Origin of the sequence: Streptomyces sp. NPDC091282, assembly GCF_044757385.1 — a bacterium.
Lineage (GTDB): Bacteria > Actinomycetota > Actinomycetes > Streptomycetales > Streptomycetaceae > Streptomyces > Streptomyces gramineus.
In genome coordinates, this window is the sequence record NZ_JBIVUX010000011.1 from 222,186 (window position 1) to 244,244 (window position 22,059).

Below are 22,059 nucleotides of genomic sequence, written 5' to 3' on the forward strand. Positions count from 1 at the left end.
GTTCGGGGGGTTGGACCGAAAGCGGGTGCGAAACTCATCGGTCGGTCCGGAATCCGCCGCCGGGAGGTTTGTGCCGCGCGGCTCAGCGGGCGAGGGGCAGCGCGGCGAGGTCGGCGACCAGCAGGGTCAGGGGTGCGAAGAAGGCCAGCAGGGCGCCGGTGCGCAGGGCCGCGGCGCTGCGCAGCACGGTGGCCGGGGCGCCGACGCGCAGCAGGGCCGCGGTGGTGTCGGCGCGGAGCTGGCGGGCCTCCACGGCCGCGGTCAGCAAGGTGGCCAGCGCGCAGCCGGCGACCACGACACCGCCGAGGGCGGTGAGCGGGCCGAAAGCGAGGGCGCTGCCGCCGGCGTAGAGCGTGCGGGCCGCGAACGCCGCCGACGCCACCGCGCAGACGATGCCGAGCGGGCGGCCGATGCGGGTGGCCTCCGCCATCAGGACGCGGCCGGCCAGCAGGCGCAGGGCGCCGGGGCGCACGGCCTGCAGGAGCCGGCCGCACAGGTGGGTGAGGCCGGGGGCCGCCAGCGTCAGTCCGAGGGCGGTGAGGGCCCACCCGGCCAGGACGCCGACGGGGCCGACGGTCAGGCCGCCGGGGAGGGTGGTGCGCGGGGAGGCGGTGGCGCCGGCGTAGGACTCCACGGCGAGGCCCGCGGCGATCACCGCGACGCCCCAGGGAAGACCGCTGGGCGTCTTCGCGAGGCCGGCCGGTCCGGCCGCCGCCGCGGGACGGGGAGCCCGGTCCGCCGGTGCCTGCCCGGTGCCGTCCTCGGCGTCGGCGCGCGCGGCGGGGTCGTCCGGGGCGGAGGTGCCGGCGGGCACCGCCGGTGCCGTGCCGCCGGTGGCGGGCGGCGCGGGCCGCGGCGGGGCGCCGAAGAGGCGGGCGCCGAAGCGGCCGTACGCCCCGAAGGTCTCGGCCCGCGTCCGGTCGCCGTAGGCCCCGAACCGGCCGAAGCCCCGCGCGCGGGCCGCCGGGTCGGGAAGGTCCCGCGGCCGGAGGGTGACCGCGACCGCCGTGGACGCGAGCACCGGCAGGACGGCCAGCAGGGTCAGCGCGGCCGGCACGGGCAGGGACCTGTTCGCCGCCAGGAAGTCCTTCGCCGCGCCGTCGAACGCCAGGCCCGGGAGGTCCCCGCGCAGGTGCAGGAAGACCAGCAGGGCGACGAGCGAGCCCAGGGTGCAGGCCAGGGCCGTGTTGAGGGCGGCGATGGCCATCAGGCGGCCGGGGCCCAGGCCCAGGGCGGACAGGCCGGGGCGCGGCCTGGTGCCGGGGTCGGTGCGGGCCACCGCGATCGCGAGGTACACCGTGGCGGCGAGCGGGCCCAGGCACCACGACAGGCGCAGCAGCGCGGCCGTCGAGTGGGTGGGGTGGACCACCGCGTAGCCGAGGGCGGACAGCAGCAGGAAGCCCGTGCCGGCGGCCGCCGCGGCCACCAGGAGGCGGCGCAGGTGGACGGCCGGGCGGGCGGCGCGGGTCAGACGGAGAGCGAGCACTCGGCCCGGCCTTCCGTCTCGGGGACCGGCGGCAGGTGGACGGTGTTGACCCGGCGGCCGTCCAAGAGCTGGACGGTGCGGTCGGCCAGGGCCGCCGTCTCGGCGTCGTGCGTGGCGAGGACGACCGTGATGCCGTGCGAACGGGCGGCCGTGGTGAGGGTGCGCAGCACGTGCGCGCGGTCGGCGCGGTGCAGCGGTGCCGTCGGCTCGTCGGCGAACAGGATCGTGGGCGCGGGCGCGAGGGCGCGTGCGATGCAGACGCGCTGGCGTTCGGACTGCTGGAGCTGGGAGGGGTGGCGCCGGGACTTGTCGCCGACGTCGAGGCGCTCCAGCCACTCCAGCGCGGCCACCTTGGCCCGGCGGCGGCCGGTGCCGCGCAGCATCAGGGGCAGGGCGGTGTTCTCCCAGACGTTCAGCTCGGGGACCAGGGCCGGGGCCGGGTCGATCCAGCCGAACCGGTCGCGGCGGAGCCGCTCGCGGGTGATCGGGCCCATCCGGTGCACGGCCGTGCTGTTGAACCAGACCTCGCCGTGCTGCGCCGGGACCAGACCGGACAGGCACCTGAGCAGCGTGGTCTTGCCGCTGCCGCGCGGGCCGCTGACGGCGAGGATCTCGCCCTCCCGGACACCGAGCGAGACGCCGGTGACACCGGGCGAGCCGTCCTGGTGGCTGAAGTGCAGGGAGCGTGCCCACAGCACGTCGTTGTCCGGCGGGGCCTCCATGGGCGTACACCTCGGTTCTGATCCGTTTTCCCGTGTCCGATCCCCCGTCCGGGGGAACGAAGGCTGGGCCGATCGGTCACGTGCACGCTAGGCAGGTCGTCGGGCCGAGCCCGGACGGCACACGGCCCCGGGCCGCCGTTCTCACTCGAACGGACGGCACCGGGGCCGCGTCATTCCGCTGATCTGATGATCAGAGCTTCGTCCATGCCTCCGTCAGCGTGGCGCGCAGGATCTGCTCGATCTCGTCGAAGGTCTCCTGGTTGGAGATCAGCGGCGGGGCGAGCTGGACGACCGGGTCGCCGCGGTCGTCGGCACGGCAGTACAGGCCGTTGTCGAACAGGGCCTTGGAGAGGAAGCCGTACAGGACGCGCTCGGTCTCCTCGTCGTTGAAGGACTCCTTGGTGTGCTTGTCCTTCACCAGCTCGATGCCGTAGAAGAAGCCGTTGCCGCGGACGTCGCCGACGATCGGCAGGTCGTGCAGCTTCTGCAGCGTCGAAAGGAACGCGCCCTCGTTGTCGAGCACGTGCTGGTTGAGGTTCTCGCGCTCGAACAGGTCGAGGTTGGCGAGACCCACCGCCGCGGAGACCGGGTGGCCGCCGAAGGTGTAGCCGTGCAGGAAGGTGTTGTCGCCCTTGTAGAACGGCTCGGCGACCTTGTCGGAGACGATGCAGGCGCCGATCGGGGAGTAGCCCGAGGTCATGCCCTTGGCGCAGGTGATCATGTCCGGGACGTAGCCGAACTTGTCGCAGGCGAACATCGTGCCGAGGCGGCCGAAGGCGCAGATGACCTCGTCGGAGACGAGCAGCACGTCGTACTTGTCGCAGATCTCGCGGACCCGCTGGAAGTAGCCGGGCGGGGGCGGGAAGCAGCCGCCCGCGTTCTGCACGGGCTCCAGGAAGACCGCGGCGACGGTGTCGGGGCCCTCGAAGAGGATCTCCTGCTCGATCTGGTCGGCGGCCCAGCGGCCGAAGGCCTCCGGGTCGTCGCCGAAGAGCGGGGCGCGGTAGATGTTGGTGTTGGGCACCTTGTGCGCGCCCGGCACCAGCGGCTCGAACGGCGCCTTCAGGCCCGGCAGACCGGTGATGGACAGGGCGCCCTGCGGGGTGCCGTGGTAGGCGACCGCGCGGGAGATGACCTTGTACTTGGTCGGCTTGCCCTGGAGCTTGAAGTACTGCTTGGCCAGCTTCCAGGCGGTCTCCACCGCCTCGCCGCCGCCGGTGGTGAAGAAGACCTTGTTCAGGTCGCCGGGGGCGTAGTCGGCCAGGCGCTCGGCCAGCTCGACGGCCTTCGGGTGGGCGTACGACCACACCGGGAAGAACGCCAGTTCCTGGGCCTGCTTGAAGGCGGTCTCGGCGAGTTCCGTGCGGCCGTGACCGGCCTGGACCACGAACAGGCCCGCGAGACCGTCCAGGTAGCGCTTGCCCTTGTCGTCGTAGATGTAGGTGCCCTCACCCCGGACGATGGTCGGGACGGGCGAGTTCTCGTACGAGGACATGCGGGTGAAGTGCATCCACAGGTGGTCGTACGCGGTGCGGCTGAGGTCCTTCTGGGTCACGGTTATCGGGTTCCCCACATGTAGGTCTGCTTCTTCAGCTTCAGGTAGACGAAGCTTTCGGTGGAGCGCACGCCGGGCAGCGCCCGGATGCGTTTGTTGATGACGTCCAGCAGGTGGTCGTCGTCCTCGCAGACGATCTCCGCGAGGATGTCGAACGAGCCCGCGGTCATCACCACGTACTCGACTTCCGACATGGCCGTCAGCGCCTCGGCTATCGACTCGACGTCGCCCTCGACGTTGACGCCGACCATCGCCTGCCGGCGGAAGCCCACGGTGAGCGGGTCCGTGACGGCGACGATCTGCATCACGCCCTGGTCCAGCAGCTTCTGGACGCGCTGGCGCACGGCCGCCTCCGACAGGCCGACGGCCTTGCCGATCGCGGCGTACGGCCGGCGGCCGTCCTCCTGGAGCTGCTGGATGATGGCGAGGGAAACGGCATCCAACTGCGGGGTGCCGTTCCTGGACTCGCGGGAGGAGTCCCTCTGGTCTGCGCTTCGACTGGCCACGACCTCACTGTGCACGACGTCTCGACGGTTCCGCAAGGCCGCTTCGATGAAATTCGTTGTTTGAGGTGCCCGGTATTGCGGATTTCGCAGAAGGGATGGCGGTGGGGGTGTTGAAAACGTGGGATCTCGGATTACTGTGGGTGTCTCAGTGAATGGACACCCAACTTTGGAGGGCCGGCAGTGAGCACCGAGCTGCGTCGTCTGCGCAACTACATCGACGGTGAGTTCCGGGACGCCGCCGACGGGCGGACCACCGAGGTGGTCAACCCCGCGACCGGCGAGGCGTACGCGACGGCGCCGCTGTCCGGCGCGGCGGACGTCGACGCGGCCATGGCGGCCGCCGCCGCGGCCTTCCCGGCCTGGCGGGACAGCACGCCCGCCGAACGCCAGAAGTACCTCCTGAAGATCGCCGACGCGTTCGAGGAGCGCGCCGAGGAACTCATCGCGGCCGAGGTGGAGAACACGGGCAAGCCCGTCGGGCTCACCCGCTCCGAGGAGATCCCGCCGATGGTCGACCAGATCCGCTTCTTCGCGGGCGCGGCCCGGATGCTGGAGGGCCGCTCGGCCGGCGAGTACATGGAGGGCCTGACCTCCATCGTCCGCCGCGAGCCGATCGGCGTCTGCGCGCAGGTCGCGCCGTGGAACTACCCGATGATGATGGCCGTGTGGAAGTTCGCCCCGGCGCTCGCCGCGGGCAACACCGTCGTGCTGAAGCCGTCCGACACCACCCCGGCCTCGACCGTCCTGATGGCCGAGATCCTCGGCGGCATCCTCCCCAAGGGCGTCTTCAACGTGGTCACCGGCGACCGTGACACCGGCCGCCTCATGGTCGAGCACCCGACCCCGGCGATGGCCTCCATCACCGGCTCCGTGCGCGCCGGCATGCAGGTCGCCGAGTCCGCCTCCAAGGACCTCAAGCGGGTCCACCTGGAGCTGGGCGGCAAGGCGCCGGTCGTCGTCTTCGAGGACACCGACATCGCCAAGGCCGTCGAGGACATCTCCGTCGCGGGCTTCTTCAACGCCGGCCAGGACTGCACCGCCGCCACCCGCGTCCTGGTCCAGGAGTCCATCCACGACGAGTTCGTCGCCGCGCTCGCGAAGGCCGCGTCCGAGACGAAGACCGGGCAGCCGGACGACGAGGACGTGCTCTTCGGCCCCCTCAACAACCCCAACCAGCTCAAGCAGGTCTCCGGCTTCATCGAGCGGCTGCCCGCCCACGCCAAGGTCGAGGCCGGCGGCCAGCGGGTCGGCGACAAGGGCTACTTCTACGCCCCGACCGTCGTCTCCGGCCTCAAGCAGGACGACGAGATCATCCAGAACGAGGTCTTCGGACCGGTCATCACCGTCCAGTCCTTCACGGACGAGGACCAGGCCACCGAGTGGGCCAACGGCGTCGAGTACGCGCTGGCCTCCTCCGTGTGGACCAAGGACCACGGGCGTGCGATGCGGATGTCCAAGAAGCTGGACTTCGGCTGCGTGTGGATCAACACGCACATCCCGCTGGTCGCGGAGATGCCGCACGGCGGGTTCAAGAAGTCCGGGTACGGCAAGGATCTGTCGGCCTACGGCTTCGACGACTACACGCGGATCAAGCACGTCATGACGTCGCTGGACGTGTAGTTCGGCAGGGGGCGTGAGGGGAGCCGGCCGCACGGCTCCCCGCGCCCCAGGTGCACGGCGCTGCCCGGGGGCCGGTGGTCCCCGGGCAGCGTTTTGCTGTCCGCCCCTGGTCGACGGGCGGGAAACCATGGGTCGACCCAGGTCATCGACAAGGTGTCCGGTCCGCGTCAGGGCGCTCGACGGACCGTCGATTGCCCGGCGACGGGTGGGCGGGACATGCTTCAGATGTGCCCCAGAATCCTTCCCGAACGCCCCAGCCGTCCCGCCGTTCTCTGCTGCGCGCGCTCGGCGGCACCGCCGCGCTGGGCGCCCTGGCCGGCTGCGGGGTGCCCGCCGCCTACGTCAAGGCGGACGACCGCGCCGTGACCGACCGGTCCGCACGGGACCGCAGGCTGGTCTTCTCGAACTGGCCGCTGTACATCGACGTCGACGACGACAACCCGAACAAGCGGCCCACCCTCGACGCCTTCGAGAAGCAGACCGGGATCTCCGTCGACTACTCCGAGGAGATCAACGACAACGACGAGTTCTTCGGCAAGATCAGCCCGGCGCTGATGAACCACCAGTCCACGGGCCGGGACCTGATCGTCATCAGCGACTGGATGTGCGCGCGCTTCGTCCGGCTCGGCTGGGTCCAGAAGATGGACCGCGCCCACCAGCCGAACGTCGCGAAGTACCTCGACCCGCTGCTGCGCTCGCCCGCCTTCGACCCCGGCCGCCTGCACACGGTGCCCTGGCAGTCCGGCATCACCGGCATCGCCTACAACCACCGGAAGCTGGGCCGCGAGATCCGGCACGTCAAGGACCTGTGGGCGAGCGACCTCAGGGGCCGGGTGACCCTGCTCTCCGGCCTCGACGAGTCCTTCGCGCTGCTGATGCAGGGCAACGGCGTGGACATCACCAAGTGGACGGCCGACGACTTCTACGACGTGTGCGACGAGGTGGAACGGCAGCTGTCCCGCGGCCAGATCCGCCGCTTCACCGGCAACGACTACACCAAGGACCTGGTCAGCGGCGACGTCCTGGCCTGTCAGGCGTACTCCGGCGACGTCATCCAGCTGCAGGCCGACAACCCCGACATCCGCTTCGTCGTCCCGGAGGAGGGCGCGGAGCTGTGGTCGGACTCCCTGATGATCCCGGACCGGGCCGCCCACAAGGCCAACGCGGAACGTCTCGTCGACCACTACTACGAGCCGGAGGTCGCGGCCCGGCTGGCGGCCTGGGTCAACTACGTCTGCCCCGTCCCGGCCGCGCAGCAGGTCCTCGCCGCGTCCAAGGACAAGGACACCGCGGCCCTCGCCGAGAACCCGCTGATCTTCCCGAACACGGCGATGCGCAGGCGCCTCGCCATCGCCCGCGACATCACGTCGACGGAGCGCGTGGACTTCGCGAAGCGCTGGAACAAGATCGCGGGTCTGTAGCGGACAGCCGCGCGGCCGCCGGGGCGTTCCGTGTCCACGCTCCGTGACCTGCGGATTCGTCGGACATGCGGGGCCCGTGCGCCGGTTCTAGAGTGGTGGGTTCCGGGGAGGGCGAGCAGAAGCCGGGTCCGGCCGCGTCCTCCGCAACCGCCGGCGCGGCCGAGGCCGTGGCCCACATCTTTGGTGGCACGCCATGAGCGACGCGAAGAAAGTCCTGTCCGACCTGGTCCTCTCCGCCTCCACGGAACACGCACCGCTCGACGCGCCCTGGGACGCGATCGACATCGGCGACTGGCTGCTGAACCTGCCGGATGCGGAGTACCAGCGCTGCGCCCCGCCCGACCACAAGGCGGCCGGGTACACCACGACCGACGACGGCCGGCCGATGTCGATCAACGTGGAGATGATCGGCACCGGGCTGGTGGTCCAGCACTACGTCGCCGAGACCGTCGAGAAGCACCACTGCCACATGGTGTCCCTCTCCGACGTGCTCACCCCGCACGGCTGGACGACGGTCCAGGTGGTCTGGGACCTCTCGGTCAGGGACGGCGGCGACGGCACCCTGACCTACACCAACCAGGTCACCAGCCACCCCACCCAGGAGTTCATGGACTTCAACGAGCGCAACGGCGGCACCTTCGAGGAGGCGGCGGCCGCACGGCAGGCCGCCTCGGGTGATCACAACCGGCGGGAGACACCGCTGTTCGCCGCCAGCATCGCGCGCCACGCCCTGGCACGGGCCGGCGGCGCCTGACACCGCCGGCACCGGGGCGCGGGCGGAGCGTTCACCGGTCCTGGTGGTGCGCCGCCGCCGGGAGTCCGGCCGGGTAGGCCTGGCCGAAGTCGGCCGAGCGGCCCACCTCCTCCCAGGCCGCCGCCTCCTCCAGCTGGGCGCGCGAGTAGTCCTTTGCCATCTCGACGGCGTTGACGCCGAGGAGCAGGTGCGAGGGCGGGTTCGGCGCCTTGGCGACCCGGACCAGGATCTCGCCGGCGCGGCGCGGGTCGCCCGCCGCGGCGACGCTTCCGCCCAGCAGGCGGACCATCTCGCCGACCGTGGCGTCGTACTCCGGCGCCACCTCGGGGATCCGCATGGAGGAGCCCGCCCAGTCGGTGGCGAAGCCGCTGGGTTCCACGACCAGGCAGCGGATGCCGAAGGGTGCCGTCTCGGCGGCGAGGACCCGGGTGAAGCCGTCCACGGCGAACTTGGCGGCCTGGTAGGAGCCGAGGCCGGGGGTGGAGCCGACGCGGCCGCCGATCGAGGAGAACTGCACGAGGGTGCCGCCGCCCTGGGCCCTGAGGATCGGGAGCGCGGCGGTGGAGACGTGGTAGACGCCCCAGAAGTTCGTGTCGAACTGGCGGCGGAAGTCGTCCTCGGGGGTCGTCTCCACGGCGCCGAGGTTGGCGTATCCCGCGTTGTTGACCACGACGTCGACCCGGCCGAACCGGTCGACGGCGGCCCGCAGGGCGGCCTCGGCGGCGGCCCGGTCGGTGACGTCGAGCGCGACGGGCAGGACGCGGTCGCCGTACTTCTCGACGAGGCCGTCCAGCTGCGCGGGCCTGCGGGCGGTGGCCACGACGTTGTCGCCGGCCTCCAGGGCGGCGATCGCGAGGTCGCGGCCGAAGCCGCGGGAGGAGCCGGTGATGAACCAGGTGTCCGTAGTCATGACGACAGCACAACACGGTTTCGTTATTAGTGCAACCGTGTTGTGTTAACCGCCACGTGCTCAGGCGGGCCGCGGGGCTCCGCCGGTCCCGGCCGTCGCGTGCAGGGCGTGGTCGACGAAGCGCCGCGCCGCCGGAGGCAGCGTGCGGGCGGTCAGCCGGGCCACGCCGATGTCCCGCGCCGCCTGTACGTCGGTGAGCCCGAGGTAGCGGACGGGCAGGTCAGGGCCGGTGTCGTGGGCCGCGGTGAGCTCCGGCGCGGCCGGCATCAGGGAGACGCCGAGACCGGCCGCCACCAGCCCGCGCAGCGTCTCCACCTCCTCGCCCTCGAAGCCCACCAGCGGGCTGAACCCGGCCTGGTGGCACAGGGTCTCGGTGACGCTGCGCAGCCCGTAGCCCGGCTTGAGCACGATGAACTGCTCGCCGGCCACCTCGGCCAGTCGCACCCGCCGCCGCTGCGCGAGCCGGTGACGGGCGGGGACCGCCAGCCAGAGCGGCTCGACCAGCAGCCGCCGCCAGGTGATCAGCGGATGGCCCGGGTCCTTGCCGGTGATGATCAGGTCGGCGGTCGAGTCCAGGAGGTGCTGGGCGAGGCCGTTCTCGTCGGCCTGGTGCAGTTCGAACCGGACGGCGGCGAAGCGCTGCCGGAAGCCGGTGACCAGCCGGGGCACCAGCCAGGTGCCCAGGGTGTGCAGGAAGGCCAGCGACACCAGACCCGTGTCGGGGTCGACCACCTCGGCCACCGCCCGGCGCCCGCGGTCGTAACCGTCCAGCACGGTGTCGACGTACTCCTTGAACACCCGCCCGGCCGGGGTGGGCCGCAGCACCCGGCCGACCCGCTGGAGGAGTTCCGCGCCGACCTCGCTCTCCAGCCGGTTCAGGGCCCGGGAGAGCGCGGGCTGGGTGAGGTGCGCGGCGGCCGCGGCCTCGGTGACGGTCGCGCCCTCGGCCACGGCCCGGAAGGAGCGCAGTACCTGGAGATCCATGGTCCCATTCTCCCGCCGCATGGAACGGGCCGGACCCAGGCCGTGGCGGCATGGGAAGGGTGTCCGCGGGCGGGAGCGCGGGCCGGCCGGCCGTTCAGACGGCCTTGATCGGCGGGTACACCGGCTGCCATATCGCGGCCCGCACCCGCTCCTCGACGGAGTCGTCCACCGGCACCCGCGCCACCCCGTCGGCGGCGGCCGCGCGGGCCACCGCGACCGCCACGGCCACCGACGTCTCGCGCAGCTGGTCGGTCAGGGGCAGGATCGGCGCCCCGGGTCCGGTGGCGTCGGTCTGGGCGGCGACGGCGTGCGCGGCGGCGGCCAGCATGCCGTCGGTGACCCGGGTGGCCCGCACGACGATCGCGCCGAGCCCGAGGCCCGGGAAGATCAGCGCGTTGTTGGCCTGCCCGATCAGGTACCGGACCCCGTCCTGGTCGACCGGCCGGAACGGGCTGCCGGTGGCGATCAGCGCGCGGCCGTCCGTCCAGGCCAGCAGGTCGGCCGGGACCGCCTCGGCGAGGTCCGTCGGATTGGACATCGGCAGGACGATCGGACGGTCGGTGTGGGCGGCCATGGTGCGGACGATGTCCTCGGTGAAGGAGCCGCCCTGGCCGGAGGTGCCGATCAGGACCGTCGGCCGCACCCGCTCGACGACCTCGGCGAGTGCGATGCCCCCGACCTTCTCGTCCCGGCGCCAGTCGGCGACCTCGGCGGCGGGCCGTGCGTAGGGGACCTGGAAGTCGCGCAGTCCGTCCTGGTCGTCGGTGAGCAGGCCGTAGCGGTCCACGGCGTAGACCCGCGCGGTGGCCTCCTCGGCGGTCAGCCCGTCGGCGACCATGGCGTCCCGCAGCTGGTCGGCGATGCCGATGCCGGCGGTGCCCGCGCCGAAGATCACCGCACGGTGGTCGCGCAGCGCGATCCCGCTGGCCTTCACCCCGGAGAGCACGGCCGCGAGGTTGACGGCGCCGGTGCCCTGGACGTCGTCGTTGAAGGTGAACTCGTGCGGGCGGTAACGCTCCAGGATCCGGCGGGCGTTGGCGGCGCCGAAGTCCTCCCAGTGCAGCAGGGCGTCGGGGAAGAGGCGGCGGGCGGTGGTGACGTAGGCGTCGATGAAGGCGTCGTACGTCTCCCGGTCCACCCGCGGGTGCCGGTTGCCGAGGTAGAGCGGGCTCTCCAGGAGTTCCTGGCGGTTGGTGCCGACGTCGAGCATGACGGCCAGGGTGCGGTTCGGGTCGATGCCCGCGGCGGCGGTGTAGACGGCGAGCTTGCCCACCGAGATGTCGATGCCGCCCACGCCCCAGTCGCCGATGCCGAGGATCGCCTCGCCGTCCGTGGCGACGATCAGGTCGACGTCCTCCGGGCCCAGGCCGGTGGCCGTGAGGGCCCCTTCGATGTCCTCCGGCGCGTCCACCGACAGGTACACGCCGGCCGGGCGCCGGTACTCGTTGCTGTAGCGCTGGATCGCCCGGCCCACCGTCGGGGTGTAGACGATCGGCAGCATCTCGTCGAGGTGATCACCGAGCAGGCGGTAGAAGAGCACCTCGTTGCGGTCGTGCAGCGCGGTGAGGTTGACGTTCTTCGCCAGGTCGGTCGGCTGGGCCTCGTACTGCTGGTACGCCCGCTCCGCCTGCTGCTCCAGGGTCAGTACCGCCGACGGCACCAGCCCCACCAGGCCCAGTGACCGCCGTTCCTCCCGCGTGAAGGCGGTGCCTCGGTTGAGACGGGGCTGGGAGAGCACGGCACGGCCGCGCGCGGTGGTCTCGATGTGGCCCTCTGCGGCGTTCCACTGGGTCCTCATGATCGGCTCCTTGTCGGCTTTCCGCGTCGCTTCCAGAGTGCTGCCGGAGTGCGTTCGGGGCGCCTCGGGAGGCCCCGCACCTCCGGGGAACGCTCTTCGGAAGCCTCGCAGCCGGACATGCATGCGTCCAATGCCTGACAAAGGGGTTGTCCATGCCCGTGGTGCATGGATCGGCGCAGGGCGGGCCGCGGCCCGGTGCTACGCGGCCGGGCGGATCAGGCCCGTCTCGTAGGCGAAGGTCACCGCCTGGACGCGGGCGCGGGCGCCGATCTTCGCCAGGACGTTGCTGACGTGGGTCTTCACGGTGGTCGGCGCGATGGACAGCCACTGGGCGATCTCGGCGTTGGACCAGCCGGAGGCCACGGCGACCAGGACGTCCCGCTCGCGCCCGGTGAGGGCGCCGAGCCCCGCGACGCGGGGGAGGGGACGGTCGGTGTGCTGCTCGCGGACGGCGTCGATGAGCGCGCGGGTCAGGCCGGGCGTGATGACGGCCTCGCCGGCGGCCACCATCCGGATCGCCGCGGTCAGTTCGGCCGGGTCGGCGTCGTCGAGCAGGAAGCCGCCGGCGCCCGCGCGCAGGGCGGCCCAGGCCTCCGCCTCCTGCCCGGCCGGGGTCAGCACCAGGACCCGGGGGGCGTGGGTCTCCTCGGCGGCGGGGAATCCGGGGGCGCGGGGCGTCCGGGGTGCCGGGCGGGTCAGGCGCCGGATGGTCTCGGTACCGGCCGCCCCGGCCGGCCGGCCGTCCATCAGGACGACGTCGGGGCGGAGTTCGGCGCTCGCACGGATCGCCCCGTCGCCTCCCCGGCGACCGTCAGGCCGGGCTCGGCGGTGAGGAGCATGCGCAGGGCGAGGCGTTGGAGGGATTGGCCGTTGACGACGAGTACGGAGACCGTGCCTGTCTTCTCCATGCGAGGTCCGTTCCGTGAACGAAACTGTTTCGTTCAGATGCTACGCCTGGATCGGCCGGCCCGGCAGAGGGGGGCTCCCGTCCGGCCCGCCCTCTGCGCCGTACGGCCGGTCAGCCCTCGGCGGACCGGCGGCGGAGCGCGTCGAGGACGTCCACCCGGTTCGTCGTGACGGAGTCGACGCCCAGGTCCAGCAGGCGGCGCATCGCGCGGCGGGTGTCCGGGGTCCAGCACGAGACCAGGAGGCCCGCGTGGTGGACATGCTCGACGAGGGCGTGGTCGAGCAGGGTGAAACGGAAGTTGAGGTAGCGGGGGCGGATCACGTCCAGCAGCGCCGGCCGCACGGGCGCCGACGTCGTGCGGGTCAGGGCGATCTCGGCCGCGTGGTCCGCCGCCCGCACCGCCAGCATCGCGGCCGCGTCCCCCGTGTAGTAGACGCGGTCCGCCGCGCCGCACTCCCGGGCCACGGCGACGATCCGCGCCACCGCCCGCTCGCCGGGACCGCCGGGCAGGTCGATCATCACGCGGCTGTCCGCCGTCGCGGCCAGCGCCTCGGCGAGCGTCGGCACGCCGCCGTCCGTCAGACCGCGCACCTCCTCCGCGGAGAGCGCGGACAGCGGCCGGTCCACCGCCCAGAGGCGTTTCAGGGTCTCGTCGTGCAGGAGGACCGGGACGCCGTCCCGGGTCAGCCGTACGTCGATCTCCACCGCGTCCGCGCCGTGCCGGAGCGCGGAACGCAGGGAGGCCGAGGTGTTCTCACGGATGCGATAGGGGTCGCCGCGGTGGGCCACGGCGGTCACGGTCTGCATGGGCCCATGCTCTCAGGGGCCCACGGCGGTTCCTCAGGGGGCGAGCCATGCCTTCGTGTACGCGTCGATCTCGGCCGAGATCCTCGCCTTGCCGCCCAGATCCAGGAAGGACGCCTCCACCGCGTTCTTGGCGAGGTCGGCGACACCGCGTTCGTCGAGGCCGAGGAGACGGGCGGCGACCGCGTACTCGTTGTTCAGGTCGGTGCCGAACATGGGCGGGTCGTCGGAGTTGACCGTGACCAGCACGCCCGCGTCCACGAACGCCTTGATCGGGTGCTCGTCGAGGGTGCGGACGGCACGCGTGGCGATGTTGGAGGTCGGGCACACCTCCAGCGCGATGCGCCGTTCGGCGAGGTGGGCGAGGAGCCGCGGGTCCTGCGCGGAGCTGGTGCCGTGCCCGATGCGCTCGGCGTGCAGGTCCACGAGGGCGTCCCAGACCGTCTGCGGGCCGGTGGTCTCACCGGCGTGCGGGACGGAGTGCAGGCCGGCCGCCACCGCCCGGTCGAAGTACGGCTTGAACTGCGGCCGGGGCACGCCGATCTCGGGGCCGCCGAGACCGAAGGAGACCAGGCCCTCCGGACGGAGCCGGTCGTCGGTCGCGAGCCGGACCGTCTCCTCGGCGGCCTCCAGACCCGCCTCGCCGGGGATGTCGAAGCACCACCGCAGCACCGTCCCGAACTCGGCCTCCGCCGCCTTCCGCGCGTCCTCGATGGCGTCCATGAAGGCCCGCGCGTCGATTCCGCGGCGGGTGGAGGAGAACGGGGTGATGGTCAGCTCGGCGTAGCGCACCTGCTGGCGGGCCAGTTCGCGGGCGACCTCGTAGGTGAGCAGCCGGACGTCCTCCGGCGTGCGGATCAGGTCGACGACCGAGAGGTAGACGTCGATGAAGTGCGCGAAGTCCGTGAAGGTGAAGTAGTCGGCCAGCGCCTCGGGGTCGCTGGGCACCTTGGAGTCGGGGTGCCGGGCGGCCAGTTCCGACACGATCCGGGGGGAGGCGGAGCCGACGTGGTGGACGTGCAGTTCGGCCTTGGGCAGCCCGGCGATGAAGGCGTGCACATCGCGGAGTGCGGGTTCGGTGCGGTGGTCGGTCAAGGTTCCTCCCCGGAACGGCGCGAGGGTGCCCCCGGCGGTGTGCACGGCCGTGAGCTGCGCCTCTGCGCGGTGATCGGCTGATCGGTGATTCCGGGCCATCGTAGGCCGGACCGGCACCGGCGGGGGACGGGCCTTAACATGACGGCGGCACGCGGGCAGGAGAGGGGACATCGCGAGATGGCTGACGAGGCGCCGGACGCTCCGAAGATACGGCTGGACAAGACGGCGGACGCGACGGAGGGCGCGGCGCGGCCGCCGGTGCCTCCCTCGGTCCACGACCAGCGGACCGTCGCCGCGATGCCGGCAGCGCAGGACCGGGTGCCGTCCCAGGGCTGGGCGAACCCGTACGGGGCTCCGCGGGACGCGGCGCCGGCCGACCCGTACGCGGCGCCGGACGCCCGGTCCGCGCCGGGCCCCGCCGTCCCGTCGGTGCCGCCGTATCCGCAGGGCGCGGCCGTGCCTCCGCCGCCGATGGCTCCGGGCGGGCCGGGACCGGTCCCCTACGGCTACCCGGGCGCACCGGCTCCGGGTCCGGCGTACGGCTATCCGGGACAGCCGTATCCGGGACAGCCGTATCCGGCGTACCCCGGCGGGTACGGCGGCTGGCCCGGCATGCAGCCGATGCCCAACAACGGGCTGGGCACGGGGAGCCTCGTCACCGGGATCATCAGTGTCGTCGGGTTCTGTGCGTGGCCGGTCGCGCTGGTGACGGGGGTGCTGGCCATCGTGTTCGGCTCGATCGGCCGCGCCCGGGTCCGGCGCGGTGAGGCCACCAACGGGGGCCAGGCGCTGGCGGGGATCATCTGCGGCTCGGCCGGGCTCGTCCTCGCCGTGGCCTTCATCGTGGTGCTCGTGGTGGCGAGCACGCGGTAGGAGGGGGTGGCGGGGGCGGTCGATGCGGGTGGCCGGGGCCGGCCGGTCGCGCAGTTCCCCGCGCCCCTCGGCCGGGGCGGTCCCCATTGGCCGAGGGGGCGTGGCCGCTACCGGGTCTCGGCCGTCCGCAGCCTCTCGCGTGCCTCCATCAGCGCGAACCCCAGCAGGTTCAGCCCTCTCCAGCGGGACGGGTCCTTCGCCGCCTCGTCGGTCGCCGCCAGGCCGATGCCCCAGACCCGGTCCACCGGGCTCGCCTCCACCAGGACGCGGTCACCGGTGCCGAGCAGGTAGTCCCGCAGGCCGGTGTCGGCGGCGAACTTGTGCACGCTGCCCTCGGCGACGATCCCGAAGCGCTCCCGCTGCCAGGTCTCCTCGTCGAAGTTCCTGACCAGCCGGCCCTCCTTCTTCGCCGCCGCGGGATGCCCGGCCGCCACGATCCGGCGCTCCGCCTCCGCGTCCCCGAACAGCCGGGCCTTGCCCGCCATCATCCAGTGCTCGGCGGTCGCGTACTCCACACCGTCGACCACGAAGGGTGACGGCCACCACTGGCTCAGGCAGCTCGCCGAGAGCCGGCCGTCGGGCCTCGGCCGGTGTCCCCAGAAGTGCAGGTACTTGATCCCGGCCCCGGTCCGGACCGCCCTGATCAGGGCTTCCGCGGAATCGATCTTCACCATGCACGCCAGTCTGGCAGGCACCACTGACACTCCGTCCTGCCTTTTCCTCCCTGACTCGACATGTGGTCGACAGATTCCGTCGCGTAACCAAAAGGCAACAACGGAATCACTTGTTGGACTCCCACTGCTCTGTCAGGATCGGCAGTCAAATCGAGCTGGAGCTACGCCCCCCGCCTCTCGGGACGGGGTGACGGCGGAGGAGAAGCGACATGGACAAGCCGGGCACCGCCACCCCGGAGACCTTCCCCGCGCAGGAGCGGCTCGCGGGCGGCGCGCAGTACATCGCGGGCCGGTTCCGCACGGGCACCTCGGGCCGTACGCACGCCGTCGTCGACCCGGCCACCGGCGCGGAGGTCTACACCTACGAGCTGGCCGGGACGGACGACGTCGACCGGGCCGTGGCCGCCGCGCGGGACGCGTTTCCCGGCTGGTCCGGGGCGACTCCCGGCGAGCGGTCGGACGCGCTGCACCGGTTCGCCGCCGTGCTCGCCGACCGTGCGGAGGAGTTCGCCCGCGCCGAGTCGCTCCAGTGCGGCAAGCCGCTGAAGCTGACGCGCGAGTTCGACGTGCCGGGGACCATCGACAACACCGCGTTCTTCGCGGGTGCCGCCCGGCACCTGCAGGGGCAGGCGGCAGGTGAGTACTCCGGCGACCACACCTCGTACGTCCGCCGCGAGGCGATCGGTGTCGTCGGGTCGATCGCGCCCTGGAACTACCCCCTCCAGATGGCCGCGTGGAAGATCCTCCCGGCGATCGCGGCCGGCAACACGATCGTGCTGAAGCCGGCCGAGCTGACCCCGCTGACCTCGCTGCTCTTCGCCGAGGCGGCCACCCTCGCCGGCATCCCCGACGGTGTCGTCAACATCGTCACCGGGACCGGGCGGGAGGCCGGTGAACACCTCGTCGGGCATCCCGACGTCGCCATGACCTCCTTCACCGGCTCCACCGGTGTCGGAAAGCGGGTCGCCGAGGTCGCCACCGCGACCGTCAAGCGGCTCCACCTGGAACTCGGCGGCAAGGCGCCGTTCGTCGTCTTCGACGACGCCGACCTGGAGGCCGCCGCCAACGGCGCCGTCGCCGGGGCGCTCATCAACACCGGGCAGGACTGCACCGCCGCCACCCGCGCGTATGTGCAGCGGCCGCTGTACGAGGCCTTCGTCGAGCGGACGGCCGCCCTGATGGAGACCGTGCGGCTGGGCGACCCGTTCGCTCCGGGCACCGACCTCGGACCGCTGATCTCGCACGCCCAGCGGGACCGGGTCGCCGGCTTCGTGGAGCGGGCGCGCGGCTACGCGCGCGTGGTCACCGGCGGCGAGGCGCCGCAGGACGAGCTGAAGAGCGGCGCCTACTACCGGCCCACGCTGATCGCCGACGCGCCGCAGGACAGCGAGGTCGTCCAGTCCGAGATCTTCGGGCCGGTGCTGGTCGTTCTGCCGTTCGACAGTGATGATGAGGGAATCCGGCTGGCCAACGACACCCCGTACGGCCTGGCCTCCTCCGCGTGGACCGGCAGCGTCTACCGCGCGAACCGCGCCACCCGCGAGATCAAGGCGGGCTGCGTGTGGGTCAACGACCACATTCCGATCATCAGCGAGATGCCGCACGGCGGCTACAAGGCGTCCGGCTACGGCAAGGACATGTCGGTGTACTCGTTCGAGGAGTACACCCAGGTCAAGCACGTAATGTTCGACAACACTGCGGTCGCCAGGAAGGACTGGCACCGCACGATCTTCGGGGACCGATAGTCACACCTGCGGCCGCTCATCACGGCCCTCTTCCCGAAAGGGCATCCAGCGCATGAGGCAGTACGAGCCCGACCGCCCTTCGCCGGTCGAAGTGGCCGCCATCCGGCGCAGCCTCCGCACCGGCAGGGCCGCCCTGGCCCGCCGGTCGTTCCTGGGCGGTGCGCTCGCGGTGGGCGGCGCCGGGGCACTGAGCGCCTGCGGCATCCCCGCGGCGGGCAAGTCCCAGGGCGGCGTCTCCGCCGACGACCACTCGGCCGAGGAGAAGGTGGTCAACTTCTCCAACTGGCCCGAGTACATCGACGTCGACGACAGCGGGAAGACCCACCCGACCCTCGACGCCTTCCGCAAGCGGACCGGCATCACGGTGAAGTACACCGAGGACATCAACGACAACGACGAGTTCTTCGGCAAGATCCAGCCGCAGCTCGCCGCGGGCCAGGACACCGGACGGGACCTGATCGTCCTCACCGACTGGCTGGCCGCCCGCATGATCCGGCTCGGCTACGTGCAGAAGCTGGACGCGTCGAACCTCCCGCACGCCTTCGCCAACCTGACCGACCAGTTCCGCAGCCCCGACTGGGACCCCGGTCGCGCCTACTCCTACCCCTGGCAGGGCATCTCGACCGTCGTCGCCTTCAACAAGAAGGCCCTGGACGGCGTCGAGGTGAAGTCGGTCTCCGACCTGCTCGACAACCCCGCGCTCAAGGGCCGGGTCGGGCTGCTCACCGAGATGCGGGACACCGTCGGCATGACCATGCTCGACATGGGCATCGACCCGGCGAAGTTCACCGACGACAACTACGACGCGGTGATCGCCCGCCTCCAGAAGGCCGTCGACAAGGGGCAGATCCGCCGGTTCACCGGCAACGACTACACCTCGGACCTCAGCAAGGGCGACCTGGCCGCCTGCGTCGCCTGGGGCGGTGACGTCGTACAGCTCCAGGCCGACAACCCGGACGTCGCCTACGTCATCCCGGACAGCGGCTACATGACGTCGACCGACAACCTGATGATCCCCAACAAGGCGCGCCACAAGACGAACGCCGAGCGGCTCATCGACTACTACTACGAACCCGAGCCGGCCGCCGAACTCTCCGCCTACGTCAACTACGTCAGCCCGGTCGCGGACGTGCAGCCGTACCTCGCCAAGATCGACAAATCGGCGGCCGCCAACCCGCTGATCGTTCCCGACAAGGCCATGCAGGCCAGGTCCCATGCCTTCCGTGCCCTCAGCTCGAAGGAAGAGACGGCCTACCAGCAGAAGTTCGCGAAGCTCACAGGGGCGTGACGACACCATGACGACGACAGACAGCAGCGGCGACGTCCGCCTCACCGGCATCGGCAAGACCTACGACAACGGCTTCACCGCCGTGAAGCCGATGGACCTGACCGTGCCCCAGGGTTCCTTCTTCGCCCTGCTCGGAGCCTCCGGCTGCGGCAAGACGACCACCCTGCGCATGATCGCGGGCCTGGAGGAGCCGACCAGCGGCACCGTGCACCTCGGCGACCAGGACGTGACCCATCTGCCGCCGTACAAGCGGCCGGTGAACACGGTCTTCCAGTCCTACGCCCTCTTCCCGCACCTCGACATCTTCGAGAACGTCGCCTTCGGCCTGCGCCGGCGCGGCATCAAGAGCGTGAAGAAGCAGGTCGAGGAGATGCTGGAGCTGGTCCAGCTCGGCGAGCAGGCGCGCAAGAAACCGCACCAGCTCTCCGGCGGCCAGCAGCAGCGGGTCGCGGTGGCGCGGGCGCTCATCAACCACCCCAAGGTGCTGCTCCTCGACGAGCCGCTCGGCGCCCTCGACCTCAAGCTGCGGCGCCAGATGCAGCTGGAGCTCAAGCGGATCCAGACCGAGGTCGGCATCACCTTCGTCCACGTCACGCACGACCAGGAGGAGGCCATGACCATGGCCGACACGGTCGCCGTGATGAACGCGGGACGCGTGGAGCAGCTCGGCTCGCCCGCCGACCTGTACGAGAACCCGAACACCACCTTCGTCGCCAACTTCCTCGGCACCTCGAACCTGATCGAGGCCGAGATCGACGCCAGGAGCGGCGACGACATCGTGCTCAAGGCGGGCGGCGGCAAGCTCGTGCTGCCCGAGACGCGATGTTCGGCGCCGACCACGACGGGCGGCAAGGTGCTCGTCGGCATCCGGCCGGAGAAGATCTCCCTCACCCACGCCGACGACGCCGGATCGATCCCCGAGGGACGCAACCGGATCACCGGCAAGATCGCCGACGCCAGCTTCATCGGCGTCTCCACGCAGTACGTCATCGACAGCGCGGTCTGCCCCGAGTTCGCGGTGTACGTGCAGAACGTCGACCGCGACGGACGGCTCGTCCCGGGCGCCGACGTGGTCCTGCACTGGAGCCCGGCGCACACGTTCGGTCTCGACGCCGCGCAGTCCCTGCTCGCCGGGACGACGGGCTCCGCAGGCACCGAGGAGGAAGCCGCCTGATGGCCACACTCTCCGAGGCGCCGCCGCCGCTGGCGCCCGCCGAACCCGAGACGTCGAAGCCGCCGCGCAGGCGCGGCCGCTTCACGCCGTACTGGCTGCTGCTGCCCGGCCTGCTCTGGCTGGTGATCTTCTTCGCGCTGCCGATGATCTACCAGGCGTCCACGTCCGTCCAGACGGGTTCCCTGGAAGAGGGCTACAAGGTCACCTGGCACTTCGTGACCTACTGGAACGCGCTGAGCGAGTACTGGCCGCAGTTCCTGCGGTCCGTCTTCTACGCGGCCGCGGCCACCGTGCTCTGCCTGCTGCTCGGCTACCCGCTGGCGTACCTGATCGCCTTCCGGGCGGGCCGCTGGCGGAACCTGATCATGATCCTGGTGATCGCGCCGTTCTTCACCAGCTTCCTGATCCGCACCCTGGCCTGGAAGACGATCCTCGCCGACAACGGCCCGGTCGTGCACGTGCTGAACTCGCTGCACGTCCTGAGCGTCACCGATTTCCTCGGCTGGACGGCCGGCGACCGGGTCCTCGCCACACCGCTCGCCGTCGTCTGCGGTCTGACGTACAACTTCCTGCCGTTCATGATCCTGCCGCTCTACACCTCGCTGGAGCGGATCGACGGGCGTCTGCACGAGGCGGCCGGCGACCTGTACGCGAAGCCCTGGACGACCTTCCGCAAGGTCACCTTCCCGCTGTCGATGCCGGGCGTGGTCTCCGGCACGCTGCTGACCTTCATCCCGGCGGCCGGTGACTACGTCAACGCCGAACTCCTCGGCTCGACCGACACCCGCATGATCGGAAACGTCATCCAGACGCAGTTCCTGCGGATCCTCGACTATCCGACGGCGGCCGCGCTCTCCTTCATCCTCATGGCCGCGATCCTGTTCATGGTCACGATCTACATTCGCCGGTCCGGGACGGAGGATCTGGTCTAAATGCCCTTCGTCAACTGGCTCAAGAAGCGTCTCGTCGTCATCGCGGGACTGCTCACCCTCGGATATCTGCTGCTTCCGAACGTCATCGTCACGGTGTTCTCCTTCAACAAACCGAAGGGGCGCTTCAACTACGAATGGCAGCAGTTCTCGCTGGACGCCTGGAAACAGCCGTGCGGCGTGGCCGACATGTGCGGCTCGCTCTCCATCAGCCTCCAGATCGCCGCCCTTGCGACCATCGGCGCCACCCTCCTCGGCACGATGATCGCCTTCGCGCTGGTCCGCTACCGGTTCCGCGCCCGCGGCGCCGTGAACTCGCTGATCTTCCTGCCGATGGCGATGCCCGAGGTCGTCATGGCGGCCTCGCTGCTCACCCTCTTCCTGAACATGGGCGCCCAGCTGGGCTTCTACACCATCCTGATCGCCCACATCATGTTCTGCCTCAGCTTCGTCGTCACCGCGGTCAAGGCGCGCGTGATGTCGATGGACCCGCGCCTGGAGGAGGCGGCCCGGGACCTGTACGCGGGTCCCGTCCAGACCTTCGTCAGGGTCACCCTCCCCATCGCGGCCCCCGGAATCGCGGCGGGCGCGCTGCTCTCCTTCGCGCTCTCCTTCGACGATTTCATCATCACCAATTTCAACGCGGGCTCGACCGTCACCTTCCCCATGTTCGTCTGGGGTTCGGCGCAGCGCGGCACGCCCGTCCAGATCAACGTCATCGGTACGGCCATGTTCCTGGTCGCGGTACTGCTCGTGCTGGTATCGATGCTCATCACCAACCGCCGCGCCAGGCAAAAGGCATAAGGCACCGACA

The 22,059-nt window shown here is 71.4% G+C and carries 18 protein-coding genes and 2 pseudogenes; 9 read left to right on the plus strand and 11 right to left on the minus strand.

Annotated elements, in window-relative coordinates:
• Positions 1–82: 82 nt before the first annotated feature.
• From ACIQOE_RS37550 to ACIQOE_RS37565, 4 genes are all read right to left on the minus strand, one after another.
• The gene (locus ACIQOE_RS37550; RefSeq protein ID WP_401416422.1) at positions 83–1,486 is read right to left on the minus strand and encodes a hypothetical protein; all 1,404 of its coding nucleotides are present in this window, start codon (positions 1,484–1,486) and stop codon (positions 83–85) included.
• A complete protein-coding gene (locus tag ACIQOE_RS37555) occupies positions 1,468–2,208 on the minus strand; it encodes an ATP-binding cassette domain-containing protein (protein WP_351323571.1) in 741 nt (246 codons plus the stop codon). The genes ACIQOE_RS37550 and ACIQOE_RS37555 overlap by 19 nt, the downstream gene beginning before the upstream one ends.
• Before the next feature lie 190 nt (positions 2,209–2,398).
• Positions 2,399–3,781 carry an aspartate aminotransferase family protein gene (locus ACIQOE_RS37560; RefSeq protein WP_351323572.1) on the minus strand — a complete coding sequence of 461 codons (1,383 nt, stop codon included), beginning with the start codon at positions 3,779–3,781 and terminating at the stop codon, positions 2,399–2,401.
• Positions 3,766–4,284 carry an Lrp/AsnC family transcriptional regulator gene (locus tag ACIQOE_RS37565; protein WP_351323573.1) on the minus strand — a complete coding sequence of 173 codons (519 nt, stop codon included), beginning with the start codon at positions 4,282–4,284 and terminating at the stop codon, positions 3,766–3,768. The genes ACIQOE_RS37560 and ACIQOE_RS37565 overlap by 16 nt, the downstream gene beginning before the upstream one ends.
• A 165-nt stretch (positions 4,285–4,449) precedes the next feature.
• Here ACIQOE_RS37565 and ACIQOE_RS37570 point away from each other — a divergent pair, with 165 nt between their 5' ends.
• The 3 genes from ACIQOE_RS37570 (at position 4,450) to ACIQOE_RS37580 (ending at position 8,064) form a co-directional block, all read left to right on the plus strand.
• A complete protein-coding gene (locus tag ACIQOE_RS37570) occupies positions 4,450–5,889 on the plus strand; it encodes a gamma-aminobutyraldehyde dehydrogenase (protein ID WP_365574740.1) in 1,440 nt (479 codons plus the stop codon).
• Between the two features lie 227 nt (positions 5,890–6,116).
• On the plus strand, positions 6,117–7,310 hold the full coding sequence (locus tag ACIQOE_RS37575) for an extracellular solute-binding protein (RefSeq protein WP_351323575.1): 1,194 nt from the start codon (positions 6,117–6,119) through the stop codon (positions 7,308–7,310).
• A gap of 193 nt (positions 7,311–7,503) precedes the next feature.
• On the plus strand, positions 7,504–8,064 hold the full coding sequence (locus ACIQOE_RS37580) for a hypothetical protein (protein WP_351931993.1): 561 nt from the start codon (positions 7,504–7,506) through the stop codon (positions 8,062–8,064).
• 31 nt (positions 8,065–8,095) lie between these two features.
• Here ACIQOE_RS37580 and ACIQOE_RS37585 read toward each other — a convergent pair whose 3' ends face one another.
• The 6 genes and pseudogenes from ACIQOE_RS37585 to ACIQOE_RS37610 form a co-directional block, all read right to left on the minus strand.
• Positions 8,096–8,974 (minus strand): SDR family NAD(P)-dependent oxidoreductase, encoded by an 879-nt coding sequence (locus tag ACIQOE_RS37585; RefSeq protein WP_365558966.1) that lies wholly within the window; start codon positions 8,972–8,974, stop codon positions 8,096–8,098.
• Between the two features lie 60 nt (positions 8,975–9,034).
• Positions 9,035–9,958 carry a LysR family transcriptional regulator gene (locus ACIQOE_RS37590; RefSeq protein WP_365558967.1) on the minus strand — a complete coding sequence of 308 codons (924 nt, stop codon included), beginning with the start codon at positions 9,956–9,958 and terminating at the stop codon, positions 9,035–9,037.
• 94 nt (positions 9,959–10,052) lie between these two features.
• Positions 10,053–11,756: an NAD-dependent malic enzyme gene (locus ACIQOE_RS37595; RefSeq protein ID WP_351323579.1), complete on the minus strand. Its 1,704-nt coding sequence runs from the start codon at positions 11,754–11,756 to the stop codon at positions 10,053–10,055.
• 198 nt (positions 11,757–11,954) lie between these two features.
• Positions 11,955–12,664: pseudogene (locus ACIQOE_RS37600) on the minus strand (LuxR C-terminal-related transcriptional regulator).
• Positions 12,665–12,774: 110 nt separating this feature from the next.
• Positions 12,775–13,470 carry a glycerophosphodiester phosphodiesterase gene (locus ACIQOE_RS37605; protein WP_365558971.1) on the minus strand — a complete coding sequence of 232 codons (696 nt, stop codon included), beginning with the start codon at positions 13,468–13,470 and terminating at the stop codon, positions 12,775–12,777.
• 33 nt (positions 13,471–13,503) lie between these two features.
• Positions 13,504–14,671: pseudogene (locus ACIQOE_RS37610) on the minus strand (adenosine deaminase); the annotation flags it as partial.
• A gap of 68 nt (positions 14,672–14,739) precedes the next feature.
• Here ACIQOE_RS37610 and ACIQOE_RS37615 point away from each other — a divergent pair.
• Entirely contained in the window at positions 14,740–15,435 is a 696-nt protein-coding gene (locus ACIQOE_RS37615; RefSeq protein WP_401416429.1) for a DUF4190 domain-containing protein, read from the plus strand.
• A 107-nt stretch (positions 15,436–15,542) separates the two neighbouring features.
• On the opposite strand, the gene ACIQOE_RS37620 is transcribed toward ACIQOE_RS37615, so the two are convergent.
• Positions 15,543–16,109, minus strand: coding sequence for an NADAR family protein (locus tag ACIQOE_RS37620; protein WP_401416431.1), 567 nt, complete (start codon positions 16,107–16,109; stop codon positions 15,543–15,545).
• Between the two features lie 209 nt (positions 16,110–16,318).
• On the opposite strand from ACIQOE_RS37620, the gene ACIQOE_RS37625 reads away from it, so the two are divergent.
• From ACIQOE_RS37625 to ACIQOE_RS37645, 5 genes are read left to right on the plus strand one after another with little or no spacing between them, the layout of a single operon-like run.
• Complete coding sequence (locus ACIQOE_RS37625; RefSeq protein ID WP_399012729.1) at positions 16,319–17,854, plus strand: gamma-aminobutyraldehyde dehydrogenase; 1,536 nt, start codon at positions 16,319–16,321, stop codon at positions 17,852–17,854.
• Between the two features lie 52 nt (positions 17,855–17,906).
• Positions 17,907–19,142, plus strand: coding sequence for a spermidine/putrescine ABC transporter substrate-binding protein (locus ACIQOE_RS37630; RefSeq protein WP_351323586.1), 1,236 nt, complete (start codon positions 17,907–17,909; stop codon positions 19,140–19,142).
• Positions 19,143–19,149: 7 nt separating this feature from the next.
• A complete protein-coding gene (locus ACIQOE_RS37635; RefSeq protein ID WP_401416434.1) occupies positions 19,150–20,316 on the plus strand; it encodes an ABC transporter ATP-binding protein in 1,167 nt (388 codons plus the stop codon).
• A complete protein-coding gene (locus ACIQOE_RS37640) occupies positions 20,316–21,248 on the plus strand; it encodes an ABC transporter permease (RefSeq protein WP_401416436.1) in 933 nt (310 codons plus the stop codon). The genes ACIQOE_RS37635 and ACIQOE_RS37640 overlap by 1 nt, the downstream gene beginning before the upstream one ends.
• Complete coding sequence (locus tag ACIQOE_RS37645; protein ID WP_351323589.1) at positions 21,249–22,049, plus strand: ABC transporter permease; 801 nt, start codon at positions 21,249–21,251, stop codon at positions 22,047–22,049. It begins immediately after the preceding gene.
• Positions 22,050–22,059: the final 10 nt, after the last annotated feature.